This is a genomic window from Mycolicibacterium komossense, assembly GCF_025822605.1.
GTDB lineage: Bacteria > Actinomycetota > Actinomycetes > Mycobacteriales > Mycobacteriaceae > Mycobacterium > Mycobacterium komossense.
This window is the reverse complement of sequence record NZ_JACKTY010000018.1, coordinates 139,870-161,856: the sequence shown is the minus strand read 5'-3', so window position 1 is coordinate 161,856 and position 21,987 is coordinate 139,870. Positions and strand designations below refer to the sequence as shown.

The following is a 21,987-nucleotide window of genomic DNA, read 5'->3' as shown; positions in this document are numbered from 1 at the left end:
CTCAACCGTAAAGCCACGGCGTCGATTCAGGCGGGGCGGAGAACCGTCCGGAATCCAGCGCGTCGAGTTGTTGGGCCACCATCCACGCCAAACCGTCGGCATCGGGTGGCAGCGTGGACTGCTCGTATCCCACCAGCAGATAGAGCGCCCACCGCGCGAACAGTTGCGCCAGACGCTGGTCACCGAGAATTTCGAGGGCGGCCTTGGTCAGTACGTCGACCCGTTCCCGGTCGATCATGACTTGAACTGCCCGCACGTGCGGGTCGACGGAACTCCACGACCGAATGGCGCTCTCGGCACCGTGCGGCAGGTGGAAGCCGATGTCGAAGATGGCGTCGATGCGCTTGCGGGGATCCGGTTCGGCGCGTAGCGCCTCGACCCGCTTGACGGTCAGCGCGAGGAACCAGTCGCCGACCAGGTCCCTGGTGTAGGCCGACCAACTCTCGAAATAGTGATAGAAGGAGCCGGTTGTCACTCCCAGCCGATTACATACTTCGGCCAGTTTGAGGCCACCGTAACCGAGTGCGGAGAGCACTTCCAGACCTGTCTCGAAGTATGCCTCTCTGGTTACAACTGTTGCCATATCGCTTCACCCTAATTTGCCGAAGTGTGCCAACGGGCTGGAATGCACATCGAATTCCTCACACTTGCGAAGCTGGCAAATATGCGTCGTCGTCAACCATTTGCGGTGCGGATTTCGTTGCGAAATAGGAGTTAAGCGAGGGCATTCGCAGCAGAGTCGCGTGAATGTGCGGCTAAACGGCGCGCCGGAACCATGACGGTTCGATGACGTCCATCGTGTGGCCCGAGCTCACCATGAGCGCAGACAGGCCACGGTGGAGACCAGAATCCGCAGCTGACGTGGTGAATTCACCAACGGGGGTGCGCGGACCACGGCACCGTATCGACGCTTGGTGTTCTTCCCCGAGTGGGTTTACCTCGTGATATGTGGCACAATTTCACCGTGCCGCACACCGCCAGTAGGGGCCCAGGTCGCCCTCCCGCAGCGAAGGCGGCGGAAACGCGTGAGCGCATATTGCTCGCCGCCCGTGAGGTCTTCAGCGAACTTGGGTACGACGCCGCCACCTTTCAGGCGATCGCCATCCGCGCCGATCTGACCCGGCCCGCGATCAATCACTACTTTTCCAGTAAGCGCGTGTTGTATCAGGAGGTCGTCGACAAGACGAACTCCATGGTCGCAACGCTGGGCGCCGAACGCGCCCGAGGGGCGAAGACGCTGGTGGACCGCCTCCAGGCGTTCATCTCGGCGGCGGTGCGACCCGACGACAAGGACCGGTCCGCCGCAGCGTTTCTGGTCACCGCGGTCCTGGAATCGCAACGCCATCCCGAGCTCAGCCAGGGCCAGAACGATTCGCTGGAGAATTCTCGGATCTTTGTGACCTGGGCAGTCAACGAGGCCATCGAATCCGGTGAACTCACCACTGACACCGATGTGAAGACACTGGTCGAAATGCTGGTCGCCGTGTTGTGGGGAATGGGTTTCTACGCCGGATTCGTGGGCGACCACGACGAACTCGACCGGATCACCGAGCAATTGCGGCTACTCCTGCAACAGGAACTCTGGACCATCAAGCGTTGAGCACCCTTCGCAGTAACGACGATTCGTGGGATATCGCCACCAGCGTGGGAAGCACCGCGGTTCTGGTGGCCGCGGCCCGCGCCGCCGAGACGGAGCGCGCTGACCGGCTGATCGACGACCCGCATGCCAAATTGCTGGTCAGCGGGGCGGGAGCCGGCGTCTGGGACGCCATGTTCGACCCGTCGGTCTCGGCGCGACTGGCCGAGGTGGATCCCGAAGTGGCGACGATCTATGCCCATATGGGCAACTACCAGGCCGTGCGGACGCACTTCTTCGATGCGTTCTTCGCCGCCGCAGTCGCTGCAAGCATCCGGCAGGTGGTGATCCTGGCCTCCGGGCTGGACTCGAGGGCGTATCGAATCGAATGGCCCACGGGCACCGATGTTTTCGAGATTGATCAGCCGAAAGTGCTGGATTACAAGGCCGAGACGTTGGCCGAGCACGGTGTTCAACCGTCGGCCACCTTGCATCACGTACCCGTCGATCTGCGCTTCGACTGGCCGGCTGCGCTGACGGCGGCGGGCTTTGACCAGTCGAAGCCGACCGCATGGCTGGCCGAGGGCCTGTTGATGTATCTGCCCAGCGAAGCCCAGGACCGGCTGTTCGAGAATGTCACCGCGCTCAGTGCGCCGGGGAGTCGGATCGCGGCGGAGACCGCAGGCAAGCATGCCGACGATCGCCGCGAAGAGATGCGCAAGAGGTTTGAGCGCATCTCGAAAGAACTGGGTATCGACAAGGTGATGGATATCCAGAACCTGACCTACAACGATCCCGACCGGACCAATCTCGCAGAGTGGCTCAACCGCTTGGGCTGGCACGCCACCGAGCTGAAATCGCAGGACGAAATGCGCAGGCTGGGGCGCTGGGTCGATGTGCCGATGGCGCAGGACGATGACGCCTTCTCGACATTTGTGACGGCGGAGAAGCCGTAACTCCTACGGGTGCGTCGAATGCCCCGTTAGGCCCCTGTCGCCCAACCGACCGGTTGGCTAACATGGGCGCCCAGGACTCAGGTCCCTCCGCCTGGTCACGAACGGCGCCGGAAAGGGCAAGATGACCACCAATATCGAGGTAACCGACGTTTCCCATGAAGTGACGAGCGTCGACATCCCAGCCGTCGTCGCCGGCCTGCGAAAAACCTTCGCCTCGGGTCGTACCCGGTCGGTGGAGTGGCGCCGCGGGCAGCTCCAAGCGCTGGAAAAGCTGATGACCGAGAACGAGGCGGAGATCGCCGACGCGCTCCAGCAGGACCTCGGCCGCAAGCCGTTCGAGGCCTGGCTCGCCGATATCGCCAGCACCGCCGCCGAAGCCCACGACGCCGCCAAGAATGTCGGCAGATGGATGCGCCGCAAGTACCGGATGCTGGAGCTCTCGCAGCTGCCCGGCCGTGGCTGGATCGAATACGAGCCATACGGCACGGTGCTGATCATCGGGGCGTGGAACTTCCCGTTCGCGCTGACGCTCGGGCCCGCGGTCGGGGCCATCGCTGCCGGCAACACCGTGCTGCTCAAGCCGTCCGAAGTGGCGCCAGCCTCGTCGGCTTTGATGGCCCGGCTGGTCCCGCGTTACCTCGACAACGACGCGATCGCCGTGATCGAAGGCGACGGCGCGGTCAGCCAGGCGCTGATCGAGCAGGGCTTCGATCGGCTGTGCTTCACCGGTGGCACCGAGATCGGCCGCAAGGTGTATCAGACCGCGGCGGCGCATCTGACCCCGGTGACGCTCGAGCTGGGCGGCAAGAGCCCCGTGATCGTCGCGGCGGACGCCGACATCGACGTCGCGGCCAAACGCATAGCCTGGACCAAGCTGATCAACTCCGGCCAGATCTGCATTGCCCCCGACTACGTGTTGGCCGACGCCTCCATCCGCGACGAACTCGTCACCAAAATCGGTGATGCCGTCGCCACCTTCGAGGCCGGTGGGTCAGGGGGCAAGCGGATCGTCAACGAACGCCACTTCGGCAGGCTGACCTCCGCGCTGGCCGCCACCAAGGGCACTGTCACCGTCGGCGGCGGTTCGGATGCGGCGACGATCGAGATCGAGCCGACGGTGGTCGTCGACCCGGCGCTGGATGAACCGCTGATGACGGACGAGATCTTCGGGCCGATCCTGCCCATCGTGACGGTCCGCAACCTGGACGAGGCAATCGCGTTCGTCAACGCCCGGCCCAAGCCGTTGGCGGCCTATCTGTTCACCAAGACCAAAAGCGTGCGCGAGCGGGTGATCAAGGAGGTGCCGGCGGGCGGCATGCTGGTCAACCAGCTGCTGTTCCAGTTCTCCACCAGCAAGCTGCCTTTTGGCGGTGTCGGCCCATCGGGGACGGGTGCGTATCACGGCCGGTTCGGCTTCGAGGAGTTCAGCCACCGCAAGTCGGTGCTGACCAAGCCGACCCGACCCGATTTATCCGCCATCATCTACCCGCCGTATACAGAGAAGGCGTGGAAGTTGGCGCGTCGGCTCTTCTAGCCGCCGACGCCGCCACCCAACCACCACTCGTCAGGGAAGACCGTCAAGGAAGACAGAGGAAAGGCAAGTACATGCCCGGAGTTCAGGATCGCGTCGTCGTCGTCACGGGAGCCGGCGGAGGGTTGGGTCGCGAGTACGCCCTGACGCTGGCCAAAGAGGGCGCGAGCGTCGTCGTCAACGATCTCGGTGGGGCCCGCGACGGATCAGGCGCCGGACACAACATGGCCGACCAGGTGGTCGACGAGATCAAGGCGGCCGGCGGCCGGGCCGTGGCCAACTATGACAGCGTCGCCGAGCCGGCCGGCGCGGAGAACATCATCAAGACGGCGCTCGACGAGTTCGGCAAGATCGACGGCGTGGTGAGCAACGCCGGCATCCTGCGCGACGGCACCTTCCACAAGATGACGTTCGAAAACTGGGATTCGGTGCTCAAGGTGCACCTCTACGGCGGCTACAACGTGATTCGCGCAGCGTGGCCGCACTTTCGCGAGCAGAGCTTCGGCCGGGTGGTGGTCGCCACCTCGACCAGCGGTCTGTTCGGTAACTTCGGTCAGGCCAACTACGGTGCGGCCAAGCTGGGCCTGGTCGGCTTGATCAACACGCTGGCCCAGGAGGGCGCGAAGTACAACATCAAGGCCAACGCCGTCGCGCCGATCGCCGCCACCCGCATGACCGAGGACATCCTGCCCCCCGAGGTGTTCAAGAAGCTGACTCCGGAATACGTCGCGCCGGTGGTGGCCTACCTGTGCACCGAAGAGGTGCCCGATACCGACTCCATCTTCATCGTCGGTGGTGGCAAGGTGCAGCGGACCGCGTTGTTCCAGAACGACGGTGTGACCTTCGGATCGGTGCCGTCGGTGGACGACGTGGCCGAAAAGTGGGGTGAGATCACCGATCTGTCGGCGGCGAAGTCGGCCAGCTTCAAGCTCGGCTGAATCGGTGAAAGCTCTTGTTGCGCAAGAACTCTCCGGCCCAGCCGGGTTGGTGTACACCGACGTGTCGGAACCATCCGGTGATGGGTTGGTGGTCATCGATGTCGGTGCCGCCGGCGTCAGCTTCCCTGATCTGCTGCTGATCCGCGGCGAGTACCAACTCAAGCTGGACCCGCCGTTCGTGCCGGGCACCGAGGTCGCCGGGGTGGTCCGTTCCGCCCCGGCGGACTCGGGTGTGCGTAGCGGGCAGCGCGTGACGGCCCTGAGCATGCTCGGGGCGTGGGCGGAGCGGGTAGCCGTCCCGGTCGGGAGCGTGACGCCGACACCGGAGGGCATCGACGACGGCTCGGCGGTGTGTCTGCTGGGCAACTACTACACGATGTTCTTCGCGCTCCAGCGCCGCGCCGCGCTGCGGGCCGGTGAGACGGTGCTGGTCCTCGGCTCGGCGGGCGGTGTGGGCACGGCGGCCATCCAGATCGCAAAAGCGATGGGCGCCAAGGTGATCGCGATGGTGCACCGCCCAGGTGCGACGGACTTCGTCGCGTCCCTCGGTGCCGACGTGGTCCTACCGTTGACCGACGGTTGGGCTCAGGCGGTGCGTGACCAGACCGACGGTCGCGGGGTGGACGTCGTGGTCGATCCGGTGGGCGGGGACGCCTTCGACGACGCGATCCGCGTGCTGGCCACCGAAGGCCGGCTGCTGGTCATCGGCTTCGCTTCCGGCGGCGGCATCCCGACGGTCAAGGTCAACCGGCTGTTGCTGCGCAATGTCAGCGTGGTCGGGGTCGGGCTGGGCGAGTTCATCAACCGCACCCCGGGGGCGCAGGCCGAGTTCGCTGCCGGCCTCGGGAAGCTCGTCGATGCGGGCCTGCGTCCGCCCGCGCCGGTGCGATATCCGTTGTCCGAGGGCCGGGCTGCGGTGGAGAGCCTGGCCACCGGCGGGGTGCACGGGAAGGTCGTCCTCGAGCCATGAACCGACCGCTGGTGTTGGCATTCGACGTCTTCGGGACGGTCGTCGACTGGCGCACCAGCGTCATCGGTGAGCTGACGAGATTCGGTGAAATCCATGGCGTGCAACGTGATTGGGCAGCGTTCGCCGATGAGTGGCGCGGCGGATACTCGCCGGCCATGGAGCGGGTCCGCCGCGGTGAACTGCCTTGGACCAGGATCGACACCCTGCACCGCTGGATCCTCGACGAACTTCTCCAGCGAGCCGGTATCGACTCCATCCCCGAAGGTGACCTGGACCAGTTGAACCGGGCGTGGCATCGGCTCGACCCGTGGCCGGATTCCGTCGCCGGCCTGACCCGCCTCAAACAGCGGTTCACCATCACCACCCTGTCCAACGGCAACGTCTCGCTGTTGACGAACATGGCCAAACACGCCGGGTTGCCCTGGGATTGCGTGATCTCGGCGGAGTTGTTCCAGCATTACAAGCCTGACCGTGAGGCCTATCTGGGGTGCGCTGATCTGCTCGACGTCGCGCCCGGGGACGTCATGCTCGTCGCCGCCCATCCCAGTGACCTACGGGCAGCGCGGGAGGCCGGTCTGATGACGGCCTATGTGGTGCGTCCGCTCGAGCGTGGCGAGGGTCGCCGGCTGCCCGGGTTCGATCCCGGCGAGTTCGATTTCATCGCAGACGATTTCCTGGACCTGGCCCGACAACTCGGTACCTGAGAGATGAGCACCGGGGGGATCGTCCTGGTTGCCCTGGCGATCGCAGTGGGGTTGGTGGGCATCATCGTGCCTCTGCTACCCGGTGCGATGCTGGTCTACGCCGCCATCGCGGTCTGGGCTGTCGTCGAGCACACCATGACGTCATGGGTGGCCCTGGGCATCGTCACCGTTCTGATCGGCGGTAGCACGGTGATCAAGTACCTGTGGCCGGCCCGGCGGATGCGCCGGGCCGATGTCGGCCGGTGGAGCCTGGTCGCCGGCGCGCTGTTCGGCATCGTCGGCTTCTTCGTGATTCCGGTGCTCGGCCTGGTGGTCGGCTTCGTGCTGGGGGTCTACCTGGCCGAGCTGACGCTGCGGGGCGACGCCCGGCGGGCGTGGACGTCGACCGTGCACGCCCTCAAGGGTGTCGCGTTGTCAGTCGGCGTCGAACTCTGCGGCGCACTGCTTTCCACGATTGTCTGGGTGGTGGCACTGCTGGTGTCCTAGTGTGCGCATCGAGGAGATTCGGATGCGCCGCACACTAGTTGTCAGCATGGCTCTGATCGGCGTCGCACTCGCCCCGATCACCGTCACGCCGACGCTGGCGCGTGCCGCGACCACCGCACTGATCATGGGTGGCAGCGGTCTCGGTGATCCGACCGCGTTCACGAACTACATTCCGAACGTCGCGGACTACTACATCGCTCCGAACTCGACGTGTCAGCCCGACAGCTGCCACCTCGTCCCGGTCGTCACCCCCGGCGGGGTGATCCCGCCGTTCATCGGCAACCTCACCTTCGACCCGTCGGTGGCCGAGGGCGTCGACGATCTGAGCACTGCTCTTCAGGGCCAATTGGCGGGCCAGCCGGATGATCAGGTGGTCATCTTCGGCTACTCCCAGAGCGGCGACATCATCGCCAAGACGCTGCGCAACTTCACCGCCGATCCGACTACGGCACCGCCGACGGACCAGGTGTCCTTCGTGGTGATCGGCAATACCAACCGGCCCAACGGCGGCATCCTGGCCCGCGCGCCCGGACTGTATGTCCCGATCCTGAACCTCACCTTCGATGGAGCCGCTCCGACCGACACCGGCTACCACACCACCGATATCGCTTTCCGCTACGACCCGATCGCCGATTTCCCGCAATACCCCCTCAACCTGCTGGCGGACCTGAACTCCGTGTTCGCGTTCTTCACCGCGCACGGGGGATATCCCAACCCGTACGGGCCGGGGTCCTTCGGGCTGCCGCTGTTCGCGACGACACTGCCCGACGGGTACACCGCGGACGAATTGCGGGAGCTGATGGCAGACCCGGCCAATCGACAGACCTACGGCGATACGACGTTTATCACTATCGCCCCGAAATACCTGCCGATCCTGCAGCCGCTGGTTGATATCGGCCTGCTCACCGGTACGAGTGCGTTGATCAATCCGGTCGTCGATCTGGTCCAGCCGGCGTTGACGACGCTGATCGAGTTGGGCTACGACCGGACCGTTCCTTACGGTCAGCCAACACCTTTCGGGTTGATTCCGAATGTCGATCCCGGGAAGGTGGCGAGCGATCTCGCCGCAGCTGTCGACAAGGGTGTGCACGACGCCGTGGCCGATCTCAGTGCCGGTACCGCGACTCCGGCCGTCAAGGTGCGCAACCCTGCCGCCGCCCCGGGGCTGAAAGCGGCCAGGACCACGTCGTCGCGGGTGTCGTCGCGGGTGTCGTCGCCGGGCGCCGCTGCCAACGGAGCTGCGAAGCCGGCTGTCACACACGCGGACGGCTCGGCACCGTCGGCCAAGCGCAGCCGTCCGCGCTAGAGCCAGTCGAGCGGCGGCCCGGCCTGGGCGCGAAGTGCCAGAACCCTTTTGTGGATGCGGTGCTCGGTGGAACGGGGCATGTCGAGAGGGCCGTAGGTGCCGCGGCTGAGCCTGAGCACCCGGCCGTGGCCCTGTTCCCAGCGGAGCGCGTCGGAGACGGATGTCGGCGGATCGCCGGCGATGACGAAACCCTGGTACGTCAGGCCGTCGATCAGTTCGGTGATCGTCTTGGCGCCGTGCTGCGCCAGGTAGAGCGTGAGCGTGTAGCGCAGTTCGATGCCGCGCAGCACTTTCGAGTCGTCCATGGTGCCGACAATGGCACCGGGGTCCGACCCGGCGGCACAGGAAAGAGCACTATGCGAACTGCCCGCCTTGTAGCGAATTGCCCACCATCAGCGAATCTGCTGATTCGCTCGGTGACGGGCACTTCGAACAATGGTTCTCGGCGCCAAATGCGCGTCAGCTCAGCAGTGCCGAACGAAGCGCACTGATCTGGTGCTCGGTAACACCAAGAGAGGCAAGGTAATTCGGCAATGATCCGTACTCGTCATCGATGGTGCGCCGAGCGGCATCGAGGTAATCCTCGCGTACGCCCAGCACCTCGTCGGTCAGTCGGGCCTCGGCGAACGTGATGATCTCGTCGGTCGTGCCCTCGACCCGGTTGCGGATCGACTCCAAGATGCTCTCCCGTAACCGGGGAGCGGCATGGTTGCTCCGCAAGAAATCGGCCATGATGGCGTCGCGGCCGACGCCGATCGATTCGAGCACCAGCGCGACGGTGAAACCCGTCCGATCCTTACCGGCGAAACAGTGCGCGATCACCGGCCGTTCTTCGGCCAGCATCGAAATGACCTGGCGCACTGCGGTATGCGCGCCGGGCAGTGATGGGAAGCGCACGTACTCCTCGGTCATGAACCGCTTGGCCGCGACGCTGACATCCTCGCCGTCGGGCTTTTCGGTCATCATTCGCTCGAAGGACTGCTCGTGCGGTGCCGCTGCATCATCCTCGCCGGTGTTTTCCTTGGCCGAGAGCTCGTGGAATGGCAGCAGGTGCACGGTGACACCGTCGGGAACCAGGCCGGGTCCGCGTCGCTCCACCTCCCGCTGTGAACGCAGATCCGCCACATCGGTGATGCCCAGGCGCGCCATCGCCGCGCGGCCACCGTCGTCGAGCCCGCTCAGTTCACTCGACCGGAAGAATCGGCCGGGCCGGATCCCGGTCTCCTCGGCGATATCGCGGAAATTCCAGGCGCCGGAGAGTGAGTCGATGTTCGTCTTCACGACGCGGTGACCGCCGCGGCGAAAGCGCTTTTCTCCCTGCCGAGTTCGGCGCGTGCGGTGGCTCGGATATGCACTTCGTCGGGACCGTCGAAGATCCGCATGGCGCGCTGCCAGCCGTACATCCGGGCCAGCACCGTATCGTCGCTGACGCCCGCGGCGCCGTGCACCTGGATGGCGCGGTCGATCACGTTGCACGACATCTGCGGAGCCACCGTTTTGATCTGGGCGACCAGGTCCTTGGCTTCCTTGTTGCCGAGCTTGTCGATGGTCCACGCCGCCTTCTCGCACAGCAGCCGAGCCTGGTCGATCTCATTGCGGGACAACGCGATTGCATTCTGCACCATGCCCTGCTCGGCCAGTGGCTTACCAAATGCGATCCGCGTCTGTACCCGGTCGACCATCAGGGCCAACGCCCGCTCGGCGACCCCGATCGCCCGCATACAGTGATGGATCCGGCCCGGTCCCAGCCGGGCCTGGGCGATCGCGAAGCCGCCACCTTCCTCGCCCAACAGGTTTGACACCGGAATTCGGACGTTGTCGTACGTGATCTCGGCGTGGCCGTGCTGGTCCTGCCAGCCGAAGACCGATGTCGAGCGTTTGATGTTCACCCCGGCAGTGTCGGTGGGGACCAGCACCATCGACTGCTGCTGATGGCTGGCCGCATCCGGGTTGGTCCGGCCCATCACGATGAGCACCTTGCAGCGCGGGTCATTGGCGCCTGATGTCCACCACTTGTGGCCGTTGATGATGTAGTCGTCGCCGTCCCGCACGATCGAGGTCTGGATATTGCGGGCATCGCTGGAGGCGACGGCCGGCTCGGTCATCGAGAACGCCGACCGGATTTCACCGGCCAGCAGCGGTTCCAGCCACTGTTTACGCTGCTCTTCGGTCGCGAACAGGTGCAGCGTCTCCATGTTCCCGGTGTCGGGCGCAGCGCAGTTGATCGCCTCGGGCGCGATCTCGGTGCTCCACCCGGTCAGCTCGGCCAGCGGCGAATACTCCAAGTTGGTCAGCCCCGACTCCGCGGGCAGGAACAAATTCCACAGGCCCTGCTTCTTGGCCAGCTTCTTGAGGTCCTCGACTACCGGAGGAACGGTGAAATCACCTGGTCCGGCCTGTGCGCGGTACGCGTCGTACGACTCCTCGGCCGGAAACACGTGCTCGACCATGAATTCGGTGAGCCGCTTGTGGTAATCCTGTGCTTTAGCCGACCTCGCGAAATCCATGCCCGCCACGATATGACACGTGTCTAACGAACTTACGAGAGGTCACTCCACCGACGCGGTATAGATCGACTGGATCGCTGCGTCCAGGGTGGCGTTGAACTCCTGATCGGATTGCTGGGCGGACAGCCCTTCCGTCAGTGCCCGGCTGAAACTGGCGATCAGACCGTCGTTCTGGCCCAGCAGCACATCGGCCTCGGCGCGGGAGTAGCCGCCGGAGAGCGCCACCACCCGCAGTACCTTCGGATGCTCGATCAGCGGGAGATAGTGGTTGGCCACTGTCGGCAGCGACACCTTCAGCATCACCTGACGCCCCTCGGGGAGGCCGTCGAGGTGCTTGGTGATCTCGTCGAGCAGGATGTCCTCGGCGGCGGCCTTGTCGGCGATCGTGATGGTGACCTCAGGCTCCAGGATCGGGACCAGGCCGTGGGACAGTACCTGTTCGCCGATCTCGAACTGCTGCGCGACGATCGCGGCGATGCCGGCTCGATTCGCGCCGCCGATCACCGAGCGCTCTTTGGTGCCGAAGATGCCTTTCTCCGCGGCGCGGGCCAACAGCTCATCCAGCCCGGGGATCGGTTTCATCAACTGCGCGGCGTCGGACTCGTCGGCCAGGCCCTTGTCGATCTTCAGGAACGGCACCACATTCTTGACATCCCACAGGTAGCTCGCCGACGGGGTGCCCTCGATATCGCGGTCCATGGTCTGCTCGAAGAGGATCGCGGCCAGAATCCGGTCGCCGCCGAACACCGGTGAGGTGATGATCCGCGACCGCATCTGATGGATCAGGTCGAACATCTCGGAATCCGAGGAGTAGGCGTTCTCTTCGATGCCGTACAGCTTCAGCGCCTTGGGCGTCGACCCGCCGCTCTGGTCCAGTGCGGCGATGAAACCCCTGCCGGAGCCCATCTTCACGGTCTGCTGCTCGCTCATGTGATCTCTTCTCCCAGTTTGTTGTTGTAAGTGGCCACCTACAGCGCGGCGTTGATGGCGTCGACCCGGTCTTTGGCGTCGCCGAAGAGCATGTGGGTGTTGTCGCGGAAGAACAGTGGGTTTTGGACGCCGGCGTAGCCCGAGGCCATGGAGCGCTTGAACACGATGACGTTGTCGGCGTTCCAGACCGTGAGCACAGGCATGCCGGCGATGGGGCTGCTGGGGTCCTCGGAGGCGGCGGGGTTGACGGTGTCGTTGGCGCCGATCACGAGAACGACGGAGGTGCCGTCGAAGTCGTCGTTGATCTCGTCCATTTCCAGCACGATGTCGTAGGGCACCTTGGCCTCGGCCAGCAGCACGTTCATGTGACCGGGGAGCCGGCCTGCGACGGGGTGGATGCCGAACCGGACCTCGATGCCGCGTTCGCGCAGTTTACGGGTCAGGTCGGCGACGCCGTATTGGGCTTGAGCGACGGCCATGCCGTAGCCGGGGGTGATGATGACCGAGCTGGCCGAGGAGAGCAGTTCGGCCGCGCTGTCGGCGGTGATCTCGCGGTGGTCGCCGTAGTCCTTGTCCTCGGCGGGGCCCGCCTCGATTCCGAAGCCGCCGGCGATGACGGAGATGAACGACCGGTTCATCGCTTTGCACATGATGTAGGACAGGTAGGCGCCGGAGGAGCCGACGAGCGCGCCGGTGACGATGAGCAAGTCATTGGACAGCAGGAACCCTGATGCCGCGGCGGCCCAGCCGGAGTAGCTGTTGAGCATCGACACCACGACGGGCATATCGCCGCCGCCGATCGAGGCGACCAGGTGCCAGCCCAGCAGCAGCGCCAGCACGGTCACGGCGATGAGCAGCCACAGGTGTGGGGTGATGACGAACCACACGGTCAGGGCGAGGAACAGCACCAGGGCGCCGACATTGAGGACGTTCTTGCCGGGCAGCATCAAGGGGGTGGACTTGATGCGGGCGGAGAGTTTGAGGTTGGCGACGATCGATCCGGTGAAGGTCACCGCACCGATGAACACGCCGATGAACACCTCGGCGGAGTGGATGCCCAGCATGCCCTGGCTATCGAGCACGGCGGCCTCGGCGCCGGTGGAGTCGGCTTCGACGTGGAGGTAGCCGTTCCAGCCGACCAGAACGGCGGCTAAGCCCACAAAGGAATGCAGTAGGGCGATTAACTCGGGCATGCCGGTCATTTCGACGACCTTGGCGCGCCACAGTCCGATCGCGGCACCGACGGCCATGGCGGCCACGAGCAGGGCCAGCCCGATCGGTTCGATGTGCCGGGCCAGCGCGAGCGCGATGGTCGCGATCAGGGCCACGGCCATGCCGGTGATACCGAATGTGTTCCCGGCCCTTGATGTCTCGTGCTTGGACAGGCCGGCTAGGGCCATGATGAACAGCAACGCCGCGACGACGTAGGCCGCGGTGGCGGCGGTCTCTAGGGTGAACATGCAATCCGTTCCATCGGGGAAGGCGTGAGCGGGCGAGTCAGGTGGTGGGCAGCGTCAGCTGCGCGAGAACATGGCGAGCATGCGGCGGGTCACCGCGAAGCCGCCGAACACGTTGATGCTGGCGAGCAGGATCGCGCAGGTGGCCAGCGCGGTGATGACCGCATCACCGTGGCCGATCTGCAGCAGCGCGCCGACGACGATGATCCCGGAGATCGCGTTGGTCACCGACATCAGCGGAGTGTGCAGGGCGTGGTGCACATGCCCGATCACGTAGTAGCCGATCACGATCGCCAGCGCGAACACCGTGAGGTGGACCTGCAGCGCGGCCGGGGACAGCGCGATCAGCACGAACAGCACCGCTGCGGCGGCGAACGTCAGGCCCAACCTGCGTTGCGGCGTCATCGGCTGCTTAGCCGGCTTGGGCGCTACCGCGGCGGCGGCAGCAGCCGGCGCCGCCGAGACCTGCACGGGGGGTGGGGGCCAGGTGATCTTCCCGTCGCGGACCACGGTCACCGAGCGCTGCACGACGTCGTCGAAGTTCAGGACGAGCTGCCCGTCCTTCTCGGGGGTGAGCAGCTTGAGCAGGTTGACCAGGTTGGTGCCGTAGAGCTGGGACGCCGTGGCCGGCAGCCGGCCCGCCAGGTCGGTGTAGCCGATGATGGTCACGCCGTTATCGGTGACGATGGCTTGATCCTTGACGGTGCCCTCGACGTTGCCGCCGTTAGCCGCGGCCATGTCGACGATCACACTGCCCGGCTTCATCGAGGCCACCATCTCGGCGGTGATGATCCGCGGTGCCGGCCGGCCGGGGATCAGCGCGGTCGTGATGATGATGTCGACATCGGTGGCCTGCTCGGCATACAACGCCGCTTCGCGGGCCTTGTAGTCGTCGCCCATTTCTTTGGCATAGCCGGTCTTGGAGATCTCAGCGACCTCGGCCGTCTGCTCCACGACGTAGAGATACTCTCCGCCAAGGGATTTGACCTGATCAGCGACTTCGGGGCGCGGGTCGGTGGCGCGGACGATGGCGCCCATGCTGCCGGCGGCGCCGATCGCGGCCAGGCCGGCCACCCCGGCACCGACCACCAGCACCTTGGCCGGTGGCACCTTGCCCGCCGCAGTCACCTGACCGGTGAAGAATCGGCCGAAGGCGTGGGCGGCCTCGACCACCGCGCGGTATCCGGCGATATTGGCCATCGAGGACAACACGTCCAGCGATTGCGCCCGGGAGATGCGGGGGACCGCGTCCATCGCCAACACCGTGATCGGGCGCGCGGCCAACTTCTCGACCAGCTCGGGTTTGAGTGCCGGCGAGATCAGGCCCACCACTGTCGCGCCGTCGGCCACCGCGGCGATCTCGACATCGCTCGGGGCGTTCACCTTCAACACGATGTCGGCCGACCACACCTGATCAGCAGGCGCGACGGCGGCGCCGGCTTCGGTGAATGCCGCGTCGGAGAAACTCGCCGCGCTCCCCGCACCGGACTCGACCAGGACCTCGTAGCCCAGCTTGAGGAGCTGCCCCACCGTCTGCGGCGTGGCAGCAACACGTGTTTCCCCAGGTAGAGACTCGCGCGGAATCCCGATGATCATCGAATTCAGTCCGATCTGGTTGGTCAAGCTGCAGTCAGGCCCGGGTGGCGGGCCGACAGCGGACGGGTGAAAGGTGCAAGTGTAGAAGTTCACGAAGTGCACCTGTGCGGTCCGTCACCCTCAGTGCCGGTTCGTGGCTTCCGGTAGCCGGATCTCGCTGCTGGCGTGCGGAGTGTCAACGACCGCATCGACGTCGAGTACCGCGTCTGCGCGGCAGCTCCGATGCCCGGGAATTTAAATCTCGCTGAGCCGAACCTCGCTGGGGTGGCCTACTTGTGGGGGAAGCGTTGCTGTAACGCGTTGAGCAGCCGATGCGCCTCGGCGACGCGCTCCCCGAGTCGCACCAACTCCGGGGGGAGCTGATCATTGCCGGTGCCGCGCACGCGCAACTGCAGCCAGCGCCGCTCGGCCGCCTCGGCGACGTCCTCCAACTCGGCGATCTCGTCGCGCAATAGGGCGGAAAACAGCTGGGCCTGGGCCATATCGGCGGCTTGAACCGGGCCCGCGCGCCGACCGGATACCGACCGGATGGGGGTGACATTGGAGACGGTCGCGGGCGCCCCATAGGGCCACGGATGTGCGGCGATCGGAGAGCCGGCACCGGAGGAGGCTGTTGTCACACCGTCATCCTGTACCGCATGCGGGATATGCAGCGACTTCACAGATTCACCTGCGCTTTGCGTCTCCGACGGATTTGATTCACCGGCAATTCATTCAGCAAACAGGAACCTTTTAACTCGCTGTGAACCTGAATATTGCCGGGGAGTTGGCTGGCAGATATCAATGCTTTCGATGAGTACGACTCTGTCCGACGACTGCTGTTGTCGCTGAAGCATTTCTGACGCCGGTCGGGACGGCCGGCGTCGAGCTATCGGGTCCAGCCAGGTCCATTCCAGCGAACAGTCGGAGAGTCGTGTCAGTTTTCGTCGATATCACCCCGAGTGAAGGACACACTGGGCAGGAAGCTGCGCACCCCAGGGCGTCCGGTGTGAGCCCGTGGCGCGGCAGGGTCACCAGGGCGGCCCTGCCGTTGCTGTCGATCCTGGTCTTCCTCGGCGCCTGGCAGCTCGCCGCGGCGGCAGGGATCTGGAACCAGACCTTCGTGCCCTACCCGAGCACGGTCTGGCGCGCCTTCATCGACACCTCCACCACGCACAACGGTGTCCGGGGCTATGCGGGCTACCTGCTGTGGGAGCACCTCTACATGACGCTGCGCCGGGTGTTCGCCGGCGTCATCATCGGCGTTGCCCTCGGTGTTCTGCTCGGCCTGGCGATGGGTTCCATCGGCTGGCTGCGCAGCGTGCTGGAGCCGTGGCTGACGTTCCTGCGCGCGCTCCCGCCGCTGGCCTACTTCTTCCTGCTGGTCATCTGGCTCGGTATCGACGAGGCGCCGAAGATCACGCTGCTCGCCCTGGCCGCGCTGCCCCCGGCCGCGGTGGCGACCACCGCGGCGGTCCTTGCCGCTCCGGTCGGCCTGACCGAGGCGGCCCGCGCGTTGGGCGCCTCCCGGGCCCAGGTGATCCGCGATGTCGTCGTTCCGTCCGCCCTACCTGAAACCTTCACGGGCATCCGGTTGGCCGTCGGAATGGCCTACTCATCGGTGGTCGCCGCCGAACTGTTCAACGGCCTGCCCGGTATCGGCGGCCTGGTCAAAGACGCCAGTAATTACAACAACACCCCCGTCGTGCTCGTCGGGATCTTCGCCATCGGGATCTCGGGTCTGATCATCGACGGTCTGCTTCGCGCCGTGGAACGGCGTGCTGTCCCCTGGAGAGGAAAAATATGAGGTTCAAGAAACTGGTCGCCGCGTCGGCTGCGGTGGCAGTTGCGGCGCTGGGCCTGGTTGGCTGCTCGGTCGACCACTCCGGCCAGCAGGCCGACAAACCCACCATTCGCCTTGGCTACCAGACCTTTCCCAGCGGCGACCTCGTCGTCAAGAACAACAAGTGGCTCGAAGAAGCGCTGCCGGACTACAACATCAAGTGGATCAAGTTCGACTCCGGCGCAGATGTGAACACCGCGTTCATCGCCGGCGAGCTGGACTTCGGCGCACTGGGGTCGAGCCCGGTGGCTCGGGGGTTGTCCGCACCACTGAACATCCCGTACAGCGTCGCGTTCGTACTCGACGTCGCCGGTGACAACGAGGCCCTGGTGGCGCGCAATGACACGGGGATCAACTCGATCGCCGACCTCAAGGGCAAGCGCATCGGCACCCCGTTCGCGTCGACCGCGCACTACAGTCTGTTGGCTGCGCTGGCGGCAAACAACCTGAAGCCCAGCGATGTTCAGCTGATCGACCTGCAGCCGCAGGCGATTCTGGCGGCGTGGGACCGTGGCGATATCGACACTGCCTACACCTGGCTGCCGACCCTGGACGACCTCCGTAAGACCGGCAAGGACCTGATCACCAGCCGTCAGCTCGCCAAGGACGGCAAGCCGACGCTGGATCTGGCCGCGGTGTCCAACAAGTTCGCCGCCGATCATCCCGACGTGGTGACCACCTGGCGTCAGCAGGAAGCGCGCGCGCTGACCACCATTCACGACGATCCCACTGCGGCGGCCAAGTCCATCGCCGCCGAAATCGGCCTCAGCCCTGAGGATGTCGCAGGTCAGCTCAAGCAGGGCGTGTACCTGGCACCGCAAGAGGTCGTCTCGCCGGAGTGGCTCGGCACTGAGGGCGCACCCGGAAACATCGCGACCAACCTGGAGAGCGCGTCGACGTTCCTGGCCGAGCAGAACCAGATTCCGGCCGCCGCCCCGCTCAAGACCTTCCAGGACGCCATCTACGTCAAGGGACTACCGGATGCCATCACCAAACAGTGATACCACCGGTGATGGCGGCATCCACATCCGCAACGTCTCGCACCGGTATGGCAAGGGGGACAACGAGGTCACCGCACTGGGACCGGTCAACCTCGACGTCGATCCCGGAGCGTTCCTGGTGTTGGTGGGTGCGTCCGGCTGCGGCAAGAGCACCCTGCTACGGCTGATCGCCGGGTTCGAGGCACCGTCGGAAGGACAGGTGCAGGTGTCCGGATCGGCCCCCAGCCCCGGTGTCAGCGCCGGTGTGGTGTTCCAGCAGCCGCGGCTGTTCCCGTGGCGCACGGTCGGCGGCAATATCGACCTGGCGCTGAAGTATGCGAAGGTGCCGCGCGAGCGTAGGGCGCAGCGCCGGGACGAGTTGCTGGACCGCGTCGGCCTGGAGAGCACCGCGGACCGCAAGATCTGGGAGATCAGCGGCGGGCAGCAGCAGCGGGTGGCGATCGCGAGGGCGCTGGCCGCCGAGACTCCGACCTTCCTACTCGACGAGCCGTTCGCGGCGCTGGATGCGCTGACCAGGGAACGGTTGCAGGAGGATGTGCGTCAGGTCAGCGCGGAGTCGGGACGCACGACCGTGTTCGTCACGCACAGCGCAGACGAGGCGGCATTCCTCGGCTCGCGGATCGTGGTGCTGACCCGACGGCCCGGCCAGGTCGCGCTCGACCTGCCGGTCAACCTGCCACGGACCGGTGTCGACCCCGACGATCTGCGCCAATCCGCGGAGTACACCGAGTTGCGGGCTGAGGTGGGACGGGCGGTCAAAGCCGCCGCTGCGTAAAGGGGTGCCGGCCGCCGAGTGCCCAGCTATGGCACAGCTCGCAAGCATTCGCCGGCCGGCGCTGTCCTGCGTACCCTTTCACGGTGGCTCAGATCAGGACGCCGGCTCCCCCCGCCGGTGACGACGACACCGAGCTGATCCCCGTCGTCACCCCGGAGCGAAGCCGTCTGGCCGCCAAGCTGGCGCTGGTCGGGGGTGCGGTGGTCGGCCTCGTGCTCGTCGCCGGGATCATCGTCTCGGTCCTGACGATGTCGGGCGAGTCGACGCGGTCCGTGACACCCGAAGCCCCGCTGACCCCGATCTCGGTGCCCGCCCACGCTGCGACGACCACCGGCGAGACCTCGGCCCAGCTGTCCGCAGAGCCGTCGGCAACCGACACGGCCGCGCCGTCGTATGCGCCGCTGCCACCGGTCACGGCGACGGCGCAGACGATGACCACCGCGCCCGCGTTGCCCGTCGGACCGTCGGGCGGACCGCGTGTATTGGACCGGTTACACGAACTGTTCCCGCGGCTGTTCCCCGAAACCCCTTGAGCGGCAATCTCTTCAAATAAGCTCAATGACCTCGGCGATGGACGGCAGCACCCGGCCGGGCCGGAACGGATACTTCTGAATATCCGCCTCGCTCGTCGAACCGGTCAGCACCAGGATGGTGTCCAATCCCGCTTCGATACCCGCAACCACATCGGTGTCCATCCGGTCACCGATCATCATGGTGTTCTCCGAATGCGCCTCGATGCGATTGAGCGCGCTGCGGAACATCATCGGATTCGGCTTGCCGACGAAGTACGGTTCGCGTCCGGTGGCCTTGGTGATCAGCGCGGCCACCGATCCGGTGGCCGGTGTCGGACCTTCGGCCGACGGGCCGGTGACATCAGGGTTGGTCGCGATGAAACGAGCGCCACTGCCGATCAGCCGGATGGCCTTGGTGATCGCCTCGAAGGAATAGGTCCTGGTCTCACCCAGCACCACGAAATCGGGATCGGTGTCGGTCAGGGTGTAACCGATCGCATGCAGCGCAGTCGTCAGGCCGGCCTCGCCGATGACATAGGCCGAGCCGCCCGGCAGCTGGTCATCGAGGAAGGTGGCGGTAGCCAGCGCTGAGGTCCAGATCGACTCCTCGGGAACCACCAGGCCTGAGCGCAACAGTCGAGCCGCCAGGTCACGTGGGGTGAAGATCGAGTTGTTGGTCAGCACCAGGAACGGGCGGTGTTTATCGGTGAGCGTCTGCAGGAACTCCGCAGCGCCGGGCAGGGCGCGTTCTTCGTGAACGAGAACGCCATCCATATCGGTCAACCAACACTGAGCTTGTGCGCGCACGAGTCCAGTCTGTCAGGCCCGCTGGGGGAGGCGGATGGTTTAGACCGGCGGATAGGCCGGAGGTGGGTAGACACCCCGCAGGGCCCAGGGGAACCAGGAGAAGAAGTACTCGATCTCGTCGCTAGCGTCGTAATCCGGATTCGGATCCATGCCTGCCACCTCCCAGTAATGCCCGTGTGCGAAGTGTAGCGGTGGGCGTCCGTCCGCGACACTGAAGATGGCCAATGAGTAAACTGAACAACCAGTTGATTGACTGGTCGACTACCGGCCACGCACGCAGAGAGTGAAGCATGCCTCCAGAGAACGGGCAGACCCGCCGCGAGGAGCTGCTGGCCGTCGCAACCAAGCTGTTCGCGGCACGCGGTTACCACGGCACCCGGATGGACGACGTCGCCGATGTGGTGGGCCTGAACAAAGCCACGGTGTACCACTACTACGCCAGCAAGTCGCTGATCCTTTTCGACATCTATCAGCGGGCCGCCGAGAACACGCTGGCCGCGGTACATGACGATCCGTCCTGGACCGCCCGGGAAGCGCTGTACCAGTACACCGTGCGGCTGCTGACGCAGATCGCGGCGAACCCCGAAGGGGCCGCCGTGTATTTCCAGGAGCAGCCCTATATCAGGGAGTGGTTCACCGAAGAGCAGGTCGCGGAAATCATCGAGAAGGAAACCCAGGTCTACGAGCATGTGCACGGCCTGATCGACCGCGGTATCTCCAGCGGAGAGTTCTATGCCTGCGACTCCCATGTGCTCGCGCTGGGCTATATCGGGATGACCTTGGGGGCGTATCGCTGGTTGCGGCCGCACGGCAGACGCAGCGCTCAAGAGATCGCCGCCGAGTTCAGCACCGCACTGCTGCGCGGGCTGATCCGCGACGAGACCGTCAGGGTCGAGTCGCCGCTGGGTGCGGGCACCACGACCCGCACTGCCTAGGATCGGCGCCATGCCCATCGTGAGCAAGACGGTCGAAGTCGCCGCCACCGCGCCCGCCATCATGGCGATCGTCGCGGATTTCGAGGCCTACCCACAGTGGCACGGCGAGATCAAAGGGCTGTGGGTGCTGGCCCGCTATGACGACGGCCGGCCAAGTCAGTTGCGGCTGGACGCCGATCTGAACGGCTTCGCCGCCAGCTATATCCAGGCGGTGTACTACCCGGGCCCCAACCAGATCCAGACCGTGATGCAGCAGGGCGACCTGTTCTCCAAACAGGAGCAGTTGTTCTCGGTCGTCGAGATGGGTCCGTCCACACTGCTCACCGTGGATATCGACGTCGAGACATCGATGCCGGTGCCGGCGCTGATGGTCAAGAAAATGGCCAATGACGCGCTGGACAACCTGGCCGACCGACTCAAGGAGCGGGCCGAAGCGCTGGCCGCCGGCTAGGTCCAGATCCCGGACTTGTCGAGCATCGCTGTCAGCCGTTTCGCGCCGTCGTTGAACTGCCAGGCGGTCAGCTCCACCACGGCAGCTTTGTCCCTTGAGCGCAGGGCGGCGACGAGCTGACGGTGGTTGCGCACCGCCGCGGCCCCCCAGTCCGGGTCCGCGGCATAGATCAATTGCGGGATGTAGCGCGCGACGTGCAGAAGGAACCAGGCCAATTTGATCCGGCCGGTAGCCCGGTTGAAGGCCCGGTGGAACGCGAATTCGGCCGCCGCGACGGCGTCGCTGTCGGTGGTCGCGACCGCCGTCTCCAGCGCATCGGTGAGTTCGTCGAGTTCGTCGATCGCGTCAGTGCTGATGGTCTCGGTGGCGCCGGCCGCCAGTTCCTTGGCGATGGCCGACTGCAGCCAGAAGATGTCCTCGATATCGCGGCGGCTCAAGGGCAGGACCACGTGACCGCGATTCGGTTCGAGGCGCACCATGCCCTCACTGCGCAGCGTCAACAGTGCTTCCCGCACGGGAGTGATGCTCACCCCGAGTTGCGCCGCGGTCTCGTCGAGGCGGATGAAAGTGCCGGGCCGCAGGGAGCCTGACATGATCGCGGCCCGCAGGTACCCGGCCACCTCGTCGGACAGCTGCGCCCGCCGGAGGCCCCGCCTGCCGGGCCGAACCTCAACGGGTGCGTTCACTCGGTTCCTTTTTGGGTTCGTTTGGGGGCTCGTCGGGTCAG

At 65.5% G+C, this 21,987-nt stretch carries 24 protein-coding genes and 1 pseudogene; 14 read left to right on the top strand and 11 right to left on the bottom strand.

The genetic code is table 11. The features are described 5' to 3' along the window. Position 1 precedes the first annotated feature (1 nt). Positions 2-583 carry a TetR/AcrR family transcriptional regulator gene (locus tag H7J73_RS07010; protein WP_264066570.1) on the bottom strand — a complete coding sequence of 194 codons (582 nt, stop codon included), beginning with the start codon at positions 581-583 and terminating at the stop codon, positions 2-4. Positions 584-964: 381 nt separating this feature from the next. Between H7J73_RS07010 and H7J73_RS07005 the strand changes: the two genes are divergently transcribed. The 8 genes from H7J73_RS07005 to H7J73_RS06970 all read left to right on the top strand — a co-directional run bounded on the left by H7J73_RS07005 (position 965) and on the right by H7J73_RS06970 (position 8,467). Next, positions 965-1,600 (top strand): TetR/AcrR family transcriptional regulator, encoded by a 636-nt coding sequence (locus H7J73_RS07005; protein WP_264066569.1) that lies wholly within the window; start codon positions 965-967, stop codon positions 1,598-1,600. Beyond that, positions 1,597-2,532 (top strand): SAM-dependent methyltransferase, encoded by a 936-nt coding sequence (locus H7J73_RS07000; protein WP_264066568.1) that lies wholly within the window; start codon positions 1,597-1,599, stop codon positions 2,530-2,532. Before H7J73_RS07005 ends, H7J73_RS07000 begins: the two co-directional genes overlap by 4 nt. Positions 2,533-2,653: 121 nt before the next feature. Then, positions 2,654-4,066: an aldehyde dehydrogenase family protein gene (locus H7J73_RS06995; protein WP_264066566.1), complete on the top strand. Its 1,413-nt coding sequence runs from the start codon at positions 2,654-2,656 to the stop codon at positions 4,064-4,066. A 71-nt stretch (positions 4,067-4,137) separates the two neighbouring features. Next, the gene (locus H7J73_RS06990; RefSeq protein ID WP_264066563.1) at positions 4,138-5,001 is read left to right on the top strand and encodes an SDR family oxidoreductase; all 864 of its coding nucleotides are present in this window, start codon (positions 4,138-4,140) and stop codon (positions 4,999-5,001) included. Between the two features lie 4 nt (positions 5,002-5,005). Next, on the top strand, positions 5,006-5,971 hold the full coding sequence (locus H7J73_RS06985; RefSeq protein WP_264066561.1) for an NADPH:quinone oxidoreductase family protein: 966 nt from the start codon (positions 5,006-5,008) through the stop codon (positions 5,969-5,971). Further along, a complete protein-coding gene (locus H7J73_RS06980; protein WP_264066560.1) occupies positions 5,968-6,675 on the top strand; it encodes a haloacid dehalogenase type II in 708 nt (235 codons plus the stop codon). The genes H7J73_RS06985 and H7J73_RS06980 overlap by 4 nt, the downstream gene beginning before the upstream one ends. Positions 6,676-6,678: 3 nt before the next feature. Next, positions 6,679-7,161 (top strand): DUF456 domain-containing protein, encoded by a 483-nt coding sequence (locus H7J73_RS06975; RefSeq protein ID WP_264066558.1) that lies wholly within the window; start codon positions 6,679-6,681, stop codon positions 7,159-7,161. A 22-nt stretch (positions 7,162-7,183) separates the two neighbouring features. Then, the gene (locus tag H7J73_RS06970; RefSeq protein ID WP_264066557.1) at positions 7,184-8,467 is read left to right on the top strand and encodes a PE-PPE domain-containing protein; all 1,284 of its coding nucleotides are present in this window, start codon (positions 7,184-7,186) and stop codon (positions 8,465-8,467) included. Here H7J73_RS06970 and H7J73_RS06965 read toward each other — a convergent pair. The 7 genes from H7J73_RS06965 to H7J73_RS06935 all read right to left on the bottom strand — a co-directional run bounded on the left by H7J73_RS06965 (position 8,464) and on the right by H7J73_RS06935 (position 15,619). Beyond that, a complete protein-coding gene (locus H7J73_RS06965; protein WP_264066556.1) occupies positions 8,464-8,772 on the bottom strand; it encodes a hypothetical protein in 309 nt (102 codons plus the stop codon). The two genes, H7J73_RS06970 and H7J73_RS06965, sit on opposite strands and share 4 nt — an antisense overlap. Positions 8,773-8,926: 154 nt before the next feature. Further along, positions 8,927-9,748: a tyrosine-protein phosphatase gene (locus H7J73_RS06960; RefSeq protein WP_264066555.1), complete on the bottom strand. Its 822-nt coding sequence runs from the start codon at positions 9,746-9,748 to the stop codon at positions 8,927-8,929. After that, positions 9,745-10,974: an acyl-CoA dehydrogenase family protein gene (locus tag H7J73_RS06955; protein WP_264066554.1), complete on the bottom strand. Its 1,230-nt coding sequence runs from the start codon at positions 10,972-10,974 to the stop codon at positions 9,745-9,747. Before H7J73_RS06955 ends, H7J73_RS06960 begins: the two co-directional genes overlap by 4 nt. A gap of 42 nt (positions 10,975-11,016) precedes the next feature. Beyond that, complete coding sequence (locus tag H7J73_RS06950; RefSeq protein ID WP_264066553.1) at positions 11,017-11,904, bottom strand: fructose bisphosphate aldolase; 888 nt, start codon at positions 11,902-11,904, stop codon at positions 11,017-11,019. Positions 11,905-11,942: 38 nt separating this feature from the next. Next, the gene (pntB, locus tag H7J73_RS06945) at positions 11,943-13,364 is read right to left on the bottom strand and encodes a Re/Si-specific NAD(P)(+) transhydrogenase subunit beta (RefSeq protein WP_264066552.1); all 1,422 of its coding nucleotides are present in this window, start codon (positions 13,362-13,364) and stop codon (positions 11,943-11,945) included. Between the two features lie 54 nt (positions 13,365-13,418). Further along, complete coding sequence (locus H7J73_RS06940; protein ID WP_264066679.1) at positions 13,419-14,957, bottom strand: Re/Si-specific NAD(P)(+) transhydrogenase subunit alpha; 1,539 nt, start codon at positions 14,955-14,957, stop codon at positions 13,419-13,421. A 269-nt stretch (positions 14,958-15,226) separates the two neighbouring features. Further along, on the bottom strand, positions 15,227-15,619 hold the full coding sequence (locus H7J73_RS06935) for a hypothetical protein (RefSeq protein ID WP_264066551.1): 393 nt from the start codon (positions 15,617-15,619) through the stop codon (positions 15,227-15,229). A 251-nt stretch (positions 15,620-15,870) separates the two neighbouring features. On the opposite strand from H7J73_RS06935, the gene H7J73_RS06930 reads away from it, so the two are divergent. From H7J73_RS06930 to H7J73_RS06915, 4 genes are all read left to right on the top strand, one after another. Continuing rightward, a complete protein-coding gene (locus tag H7J73_RS06930; RefSeq protein ID WP_435405436.1) occupies positions 15,871-16,743 on the top strand; it encodes an ABC transporter permease in 873 nt (290 codons plus the stop codon). Further along, the gene (locus H7J73_RS06925; RefSeq protein WP_264066550.1) at positions 16,740-17,780 is read left to right on the top strand and encodes a taurine ABC transporter substrate-binding protein; all 1,041 of its coding nucleotides are present in this window, start codon (positions 16,740-16,742) and stop codon (positions 17,778-17,780) included. The genes H7J73_RS06930 and H7J73_RS06925 overlap by 4 nt, the downstream gene beginning before the upstream one ends. After that, positions 17,761-18,555 (top strand): ABC transporter ATP-binding protein, encoded by a 795-nt coding sequence (locus H7J73_RS06920; RefSeq protein WP_264066549.1) that lies wholly within the window; start codon positions 17,761-17,763, stop codon positions 18,553-18,555. The genes H7J73_RS06925 and H7J73_RS06920 overlap by 20 nt, the downstream gene beginning before the upstream one ends. A gap of 83 nt (positions 18,556-18,638) precedes the next feature. Then, positions 18,639-19,088 carry a hypothetical protein gene (locus tag H7J73_RS06915; protein WP_264066548.1) on the top strand — a complete coding sequence of 150 codons (450 nt, stop codon included), beginning with the start codon at positions 18,639-18,641 and terminating at the stop codon, positions 19,086-19,088. Between the two features lie 12 nt (positions 19,089-19,100). On the opposite strand, the gene H7J73_RS06910 is transcribed toward H7J73_RS06915, so the two are convergent. Together H7J73_RS06910 and H7J73_RS06905 are read right to left on the bottom strand one after the other, a co-directional pair. Further along, on the bottom strand, positions 19,101-19,841 hold the full coding sequence (locus H7J73_RS06910) for an HAD-IIA family hydrolase (protein ID WP_264066677.1): 741 nt from the start codon (positions 19,839-19,841) through the stop codon (positions 19,101-19,103). A 72-nt stretch (positions 19,842-19,913) separates the two neighbouring features. Next, a pseudogene (locus H7J73_RS06905) lies at positions 19,914-20,024 on the bottom strand (CAP domain-containing protein); the annotation flags it as partial. Positions 20,025-20,164: 140 nt separating this feature from the next. Here H7J73_RS06905 and H7J73_RS06900 point away from each other — a divergent pair. Next, the gene (locus tag H7J73_RS06900; RefSeq protein ID WP_264066546.1) at positions 20,165-20,809 is read left to right on the top strand and encodes a TetR/AcrR family transcriptional regulator; all 645 of its coding nucleotides are present in this window, start codon (positions 20,165-20,167) and stop codon (positions 20,807-20,809) included. A 10-nt stretch (positions 20,810-20,819) separates the two neighbouring features. Continuing rightward, positions 20,820-21,260 (top strand): SRPBCC family protein, encoded by a 441-nt coding sequence (locus H7J73_RS06895; protein ID WP_264066544.1) that lies wholly within the window; start codon positions 20,820-20,822, stop codon positions 21,258-21,260. Here the strand turns inward: H7J73_RS06895 and H7J73_RS06890 are convergent. After that, positions 21,257-21,946 carry a GntR family transcriptional regulator gene (locus tag H7J73_RS06890; protein WP_264066541.1) on the bottom strand — a complete coding sequence of 230 codons (690 nt, stop codon included), beginning with the start codon at positions 21,944-21,946 and terminating at the stop codon, positions 21,257-21,259. The genes H7J73_RS06895 and H7J73_RS06890 overlap by 4 nt on opposite strands. Between the last annotated feature and the right edge of the window lie 41 nt (positions 21,947-21,987).

Excerpts from the sequence above, each read along its gene's own strand:
- H7J73_RS07010 (WP_264066570.1), bottom strand. The coding sequence starts at position 583 with ATGGCAACAGTTGTAACCAGAGAGGCATACTTCGAGACAGGTCTGGAA.
- H7J73_RS06940 (WP_264066679.1), bottom strand. The coding sequence starts at position 14,957 with ATGATCATCGGGATTCCGCGCGAGTCTCTACCTGGGGAAACACGTGTT.
- H7J73_RS06955 (WP_264066554.1), bottom strand. The coding sequence starts at position 10,974 with ATGGATTTCGCGAGGTCGGCTAAAGCACAGGATTACCACAAGCGGCTC.
- H7J73_RS06995 (WP_264066566.1), top strand. The coding sequence starts at position 2,654 with ATGACCACCAATATCGAGGTAACCGACGTTTCCCATGAAGTGACGAGC.
- H7J73_RS06900 (WP_264066546.1), top strand. The coding sequence starts at position 20,165 with ATGCCTCCAGAGAACGGGCAGACCCGCCGCGAGGAGCTGCTGGCCGTC.
- H7J73_RS06895 (WP_264066544.1), top strand. The coding sequence starts at position 20,820 with ATGCCCATCGTGAGCAAGACGGTCGAAGTCGCCGCCACCGCGCCCGCC.
- H7J73_RS06975 (WP_264066558.1), top strand. The coding sequence starts at position 6,679 with ATGAGCACCGGGGGGATCGTCCTGGTTGCCCTGGCGATCGCAGTGGGG.
- H7J73_RS06910 (WP_264066677.1), bottom strand. The coding sequence starts at position 19,841 with ATGGATGGCGTTCTCGTTCACGAAGAACGCGCCCTGCCCGGCGCTGCG.
- H7J73_RS06950 (WP_264066553.1), bottom strand. The coding sequence starts at position 11,904 with ATGAGCGAGCAGCAGACCGTGAAGATGGGCTCCGGCAGGGGTTTCATC.
- H7J73_RS06925 (WP_264066550.1), top strand. The coding sequence starts at position 16,740 with ATGAGGTTCAAGAAACTGGTCGCCGCGTCGGCTGCGGTGGCAGTTGCG.
- H7J73_RS06980 (WP_264066560.1), top strand. The coding sequence starts at position 5,968 with ATGAACCGACCGCTGGTGTTGGCATTCGACGTCTTCGGGACGGTCGTC.
- H7J73_RS06920 (WP_264066549.1), top strand. The coding sequence starts at position 17,761 with ATGCCATCACCAAACAGTGATACCACCGGTGATGGCGGCATCCACATC.
- pntB (WP_264066552.1), bottom strand. The coding sequence starts at position 13,364 with ATGTTCACCCTAGAGACCGCCGCCACCGCGGCCTACGTCGTCGCGGCG.
- H7J73_RS06990 (WP_264066563.1), top strand. The coding sequence starts at position 4,138 with ATGCCCGGAGTTCAGGATCGCGTCGTCGTCGTCACGGGAGCCGGCGGA.
- H7J73_RS06970 (WP_264066557.1), top strand. The coding sequence starts at position 7,184 with ATGCGCCGCACACTAGTTGTCAGCATGGCTCTGATCGGCGTCGCACTC.
- H7J73_RS06965 (WP_264066556.1), bottom strand. The coding sequence starts at position 8,772 with ATGGACGACTCGAAAGTGCTGCGCGGCATCGAACTGCGCTACACGCTC.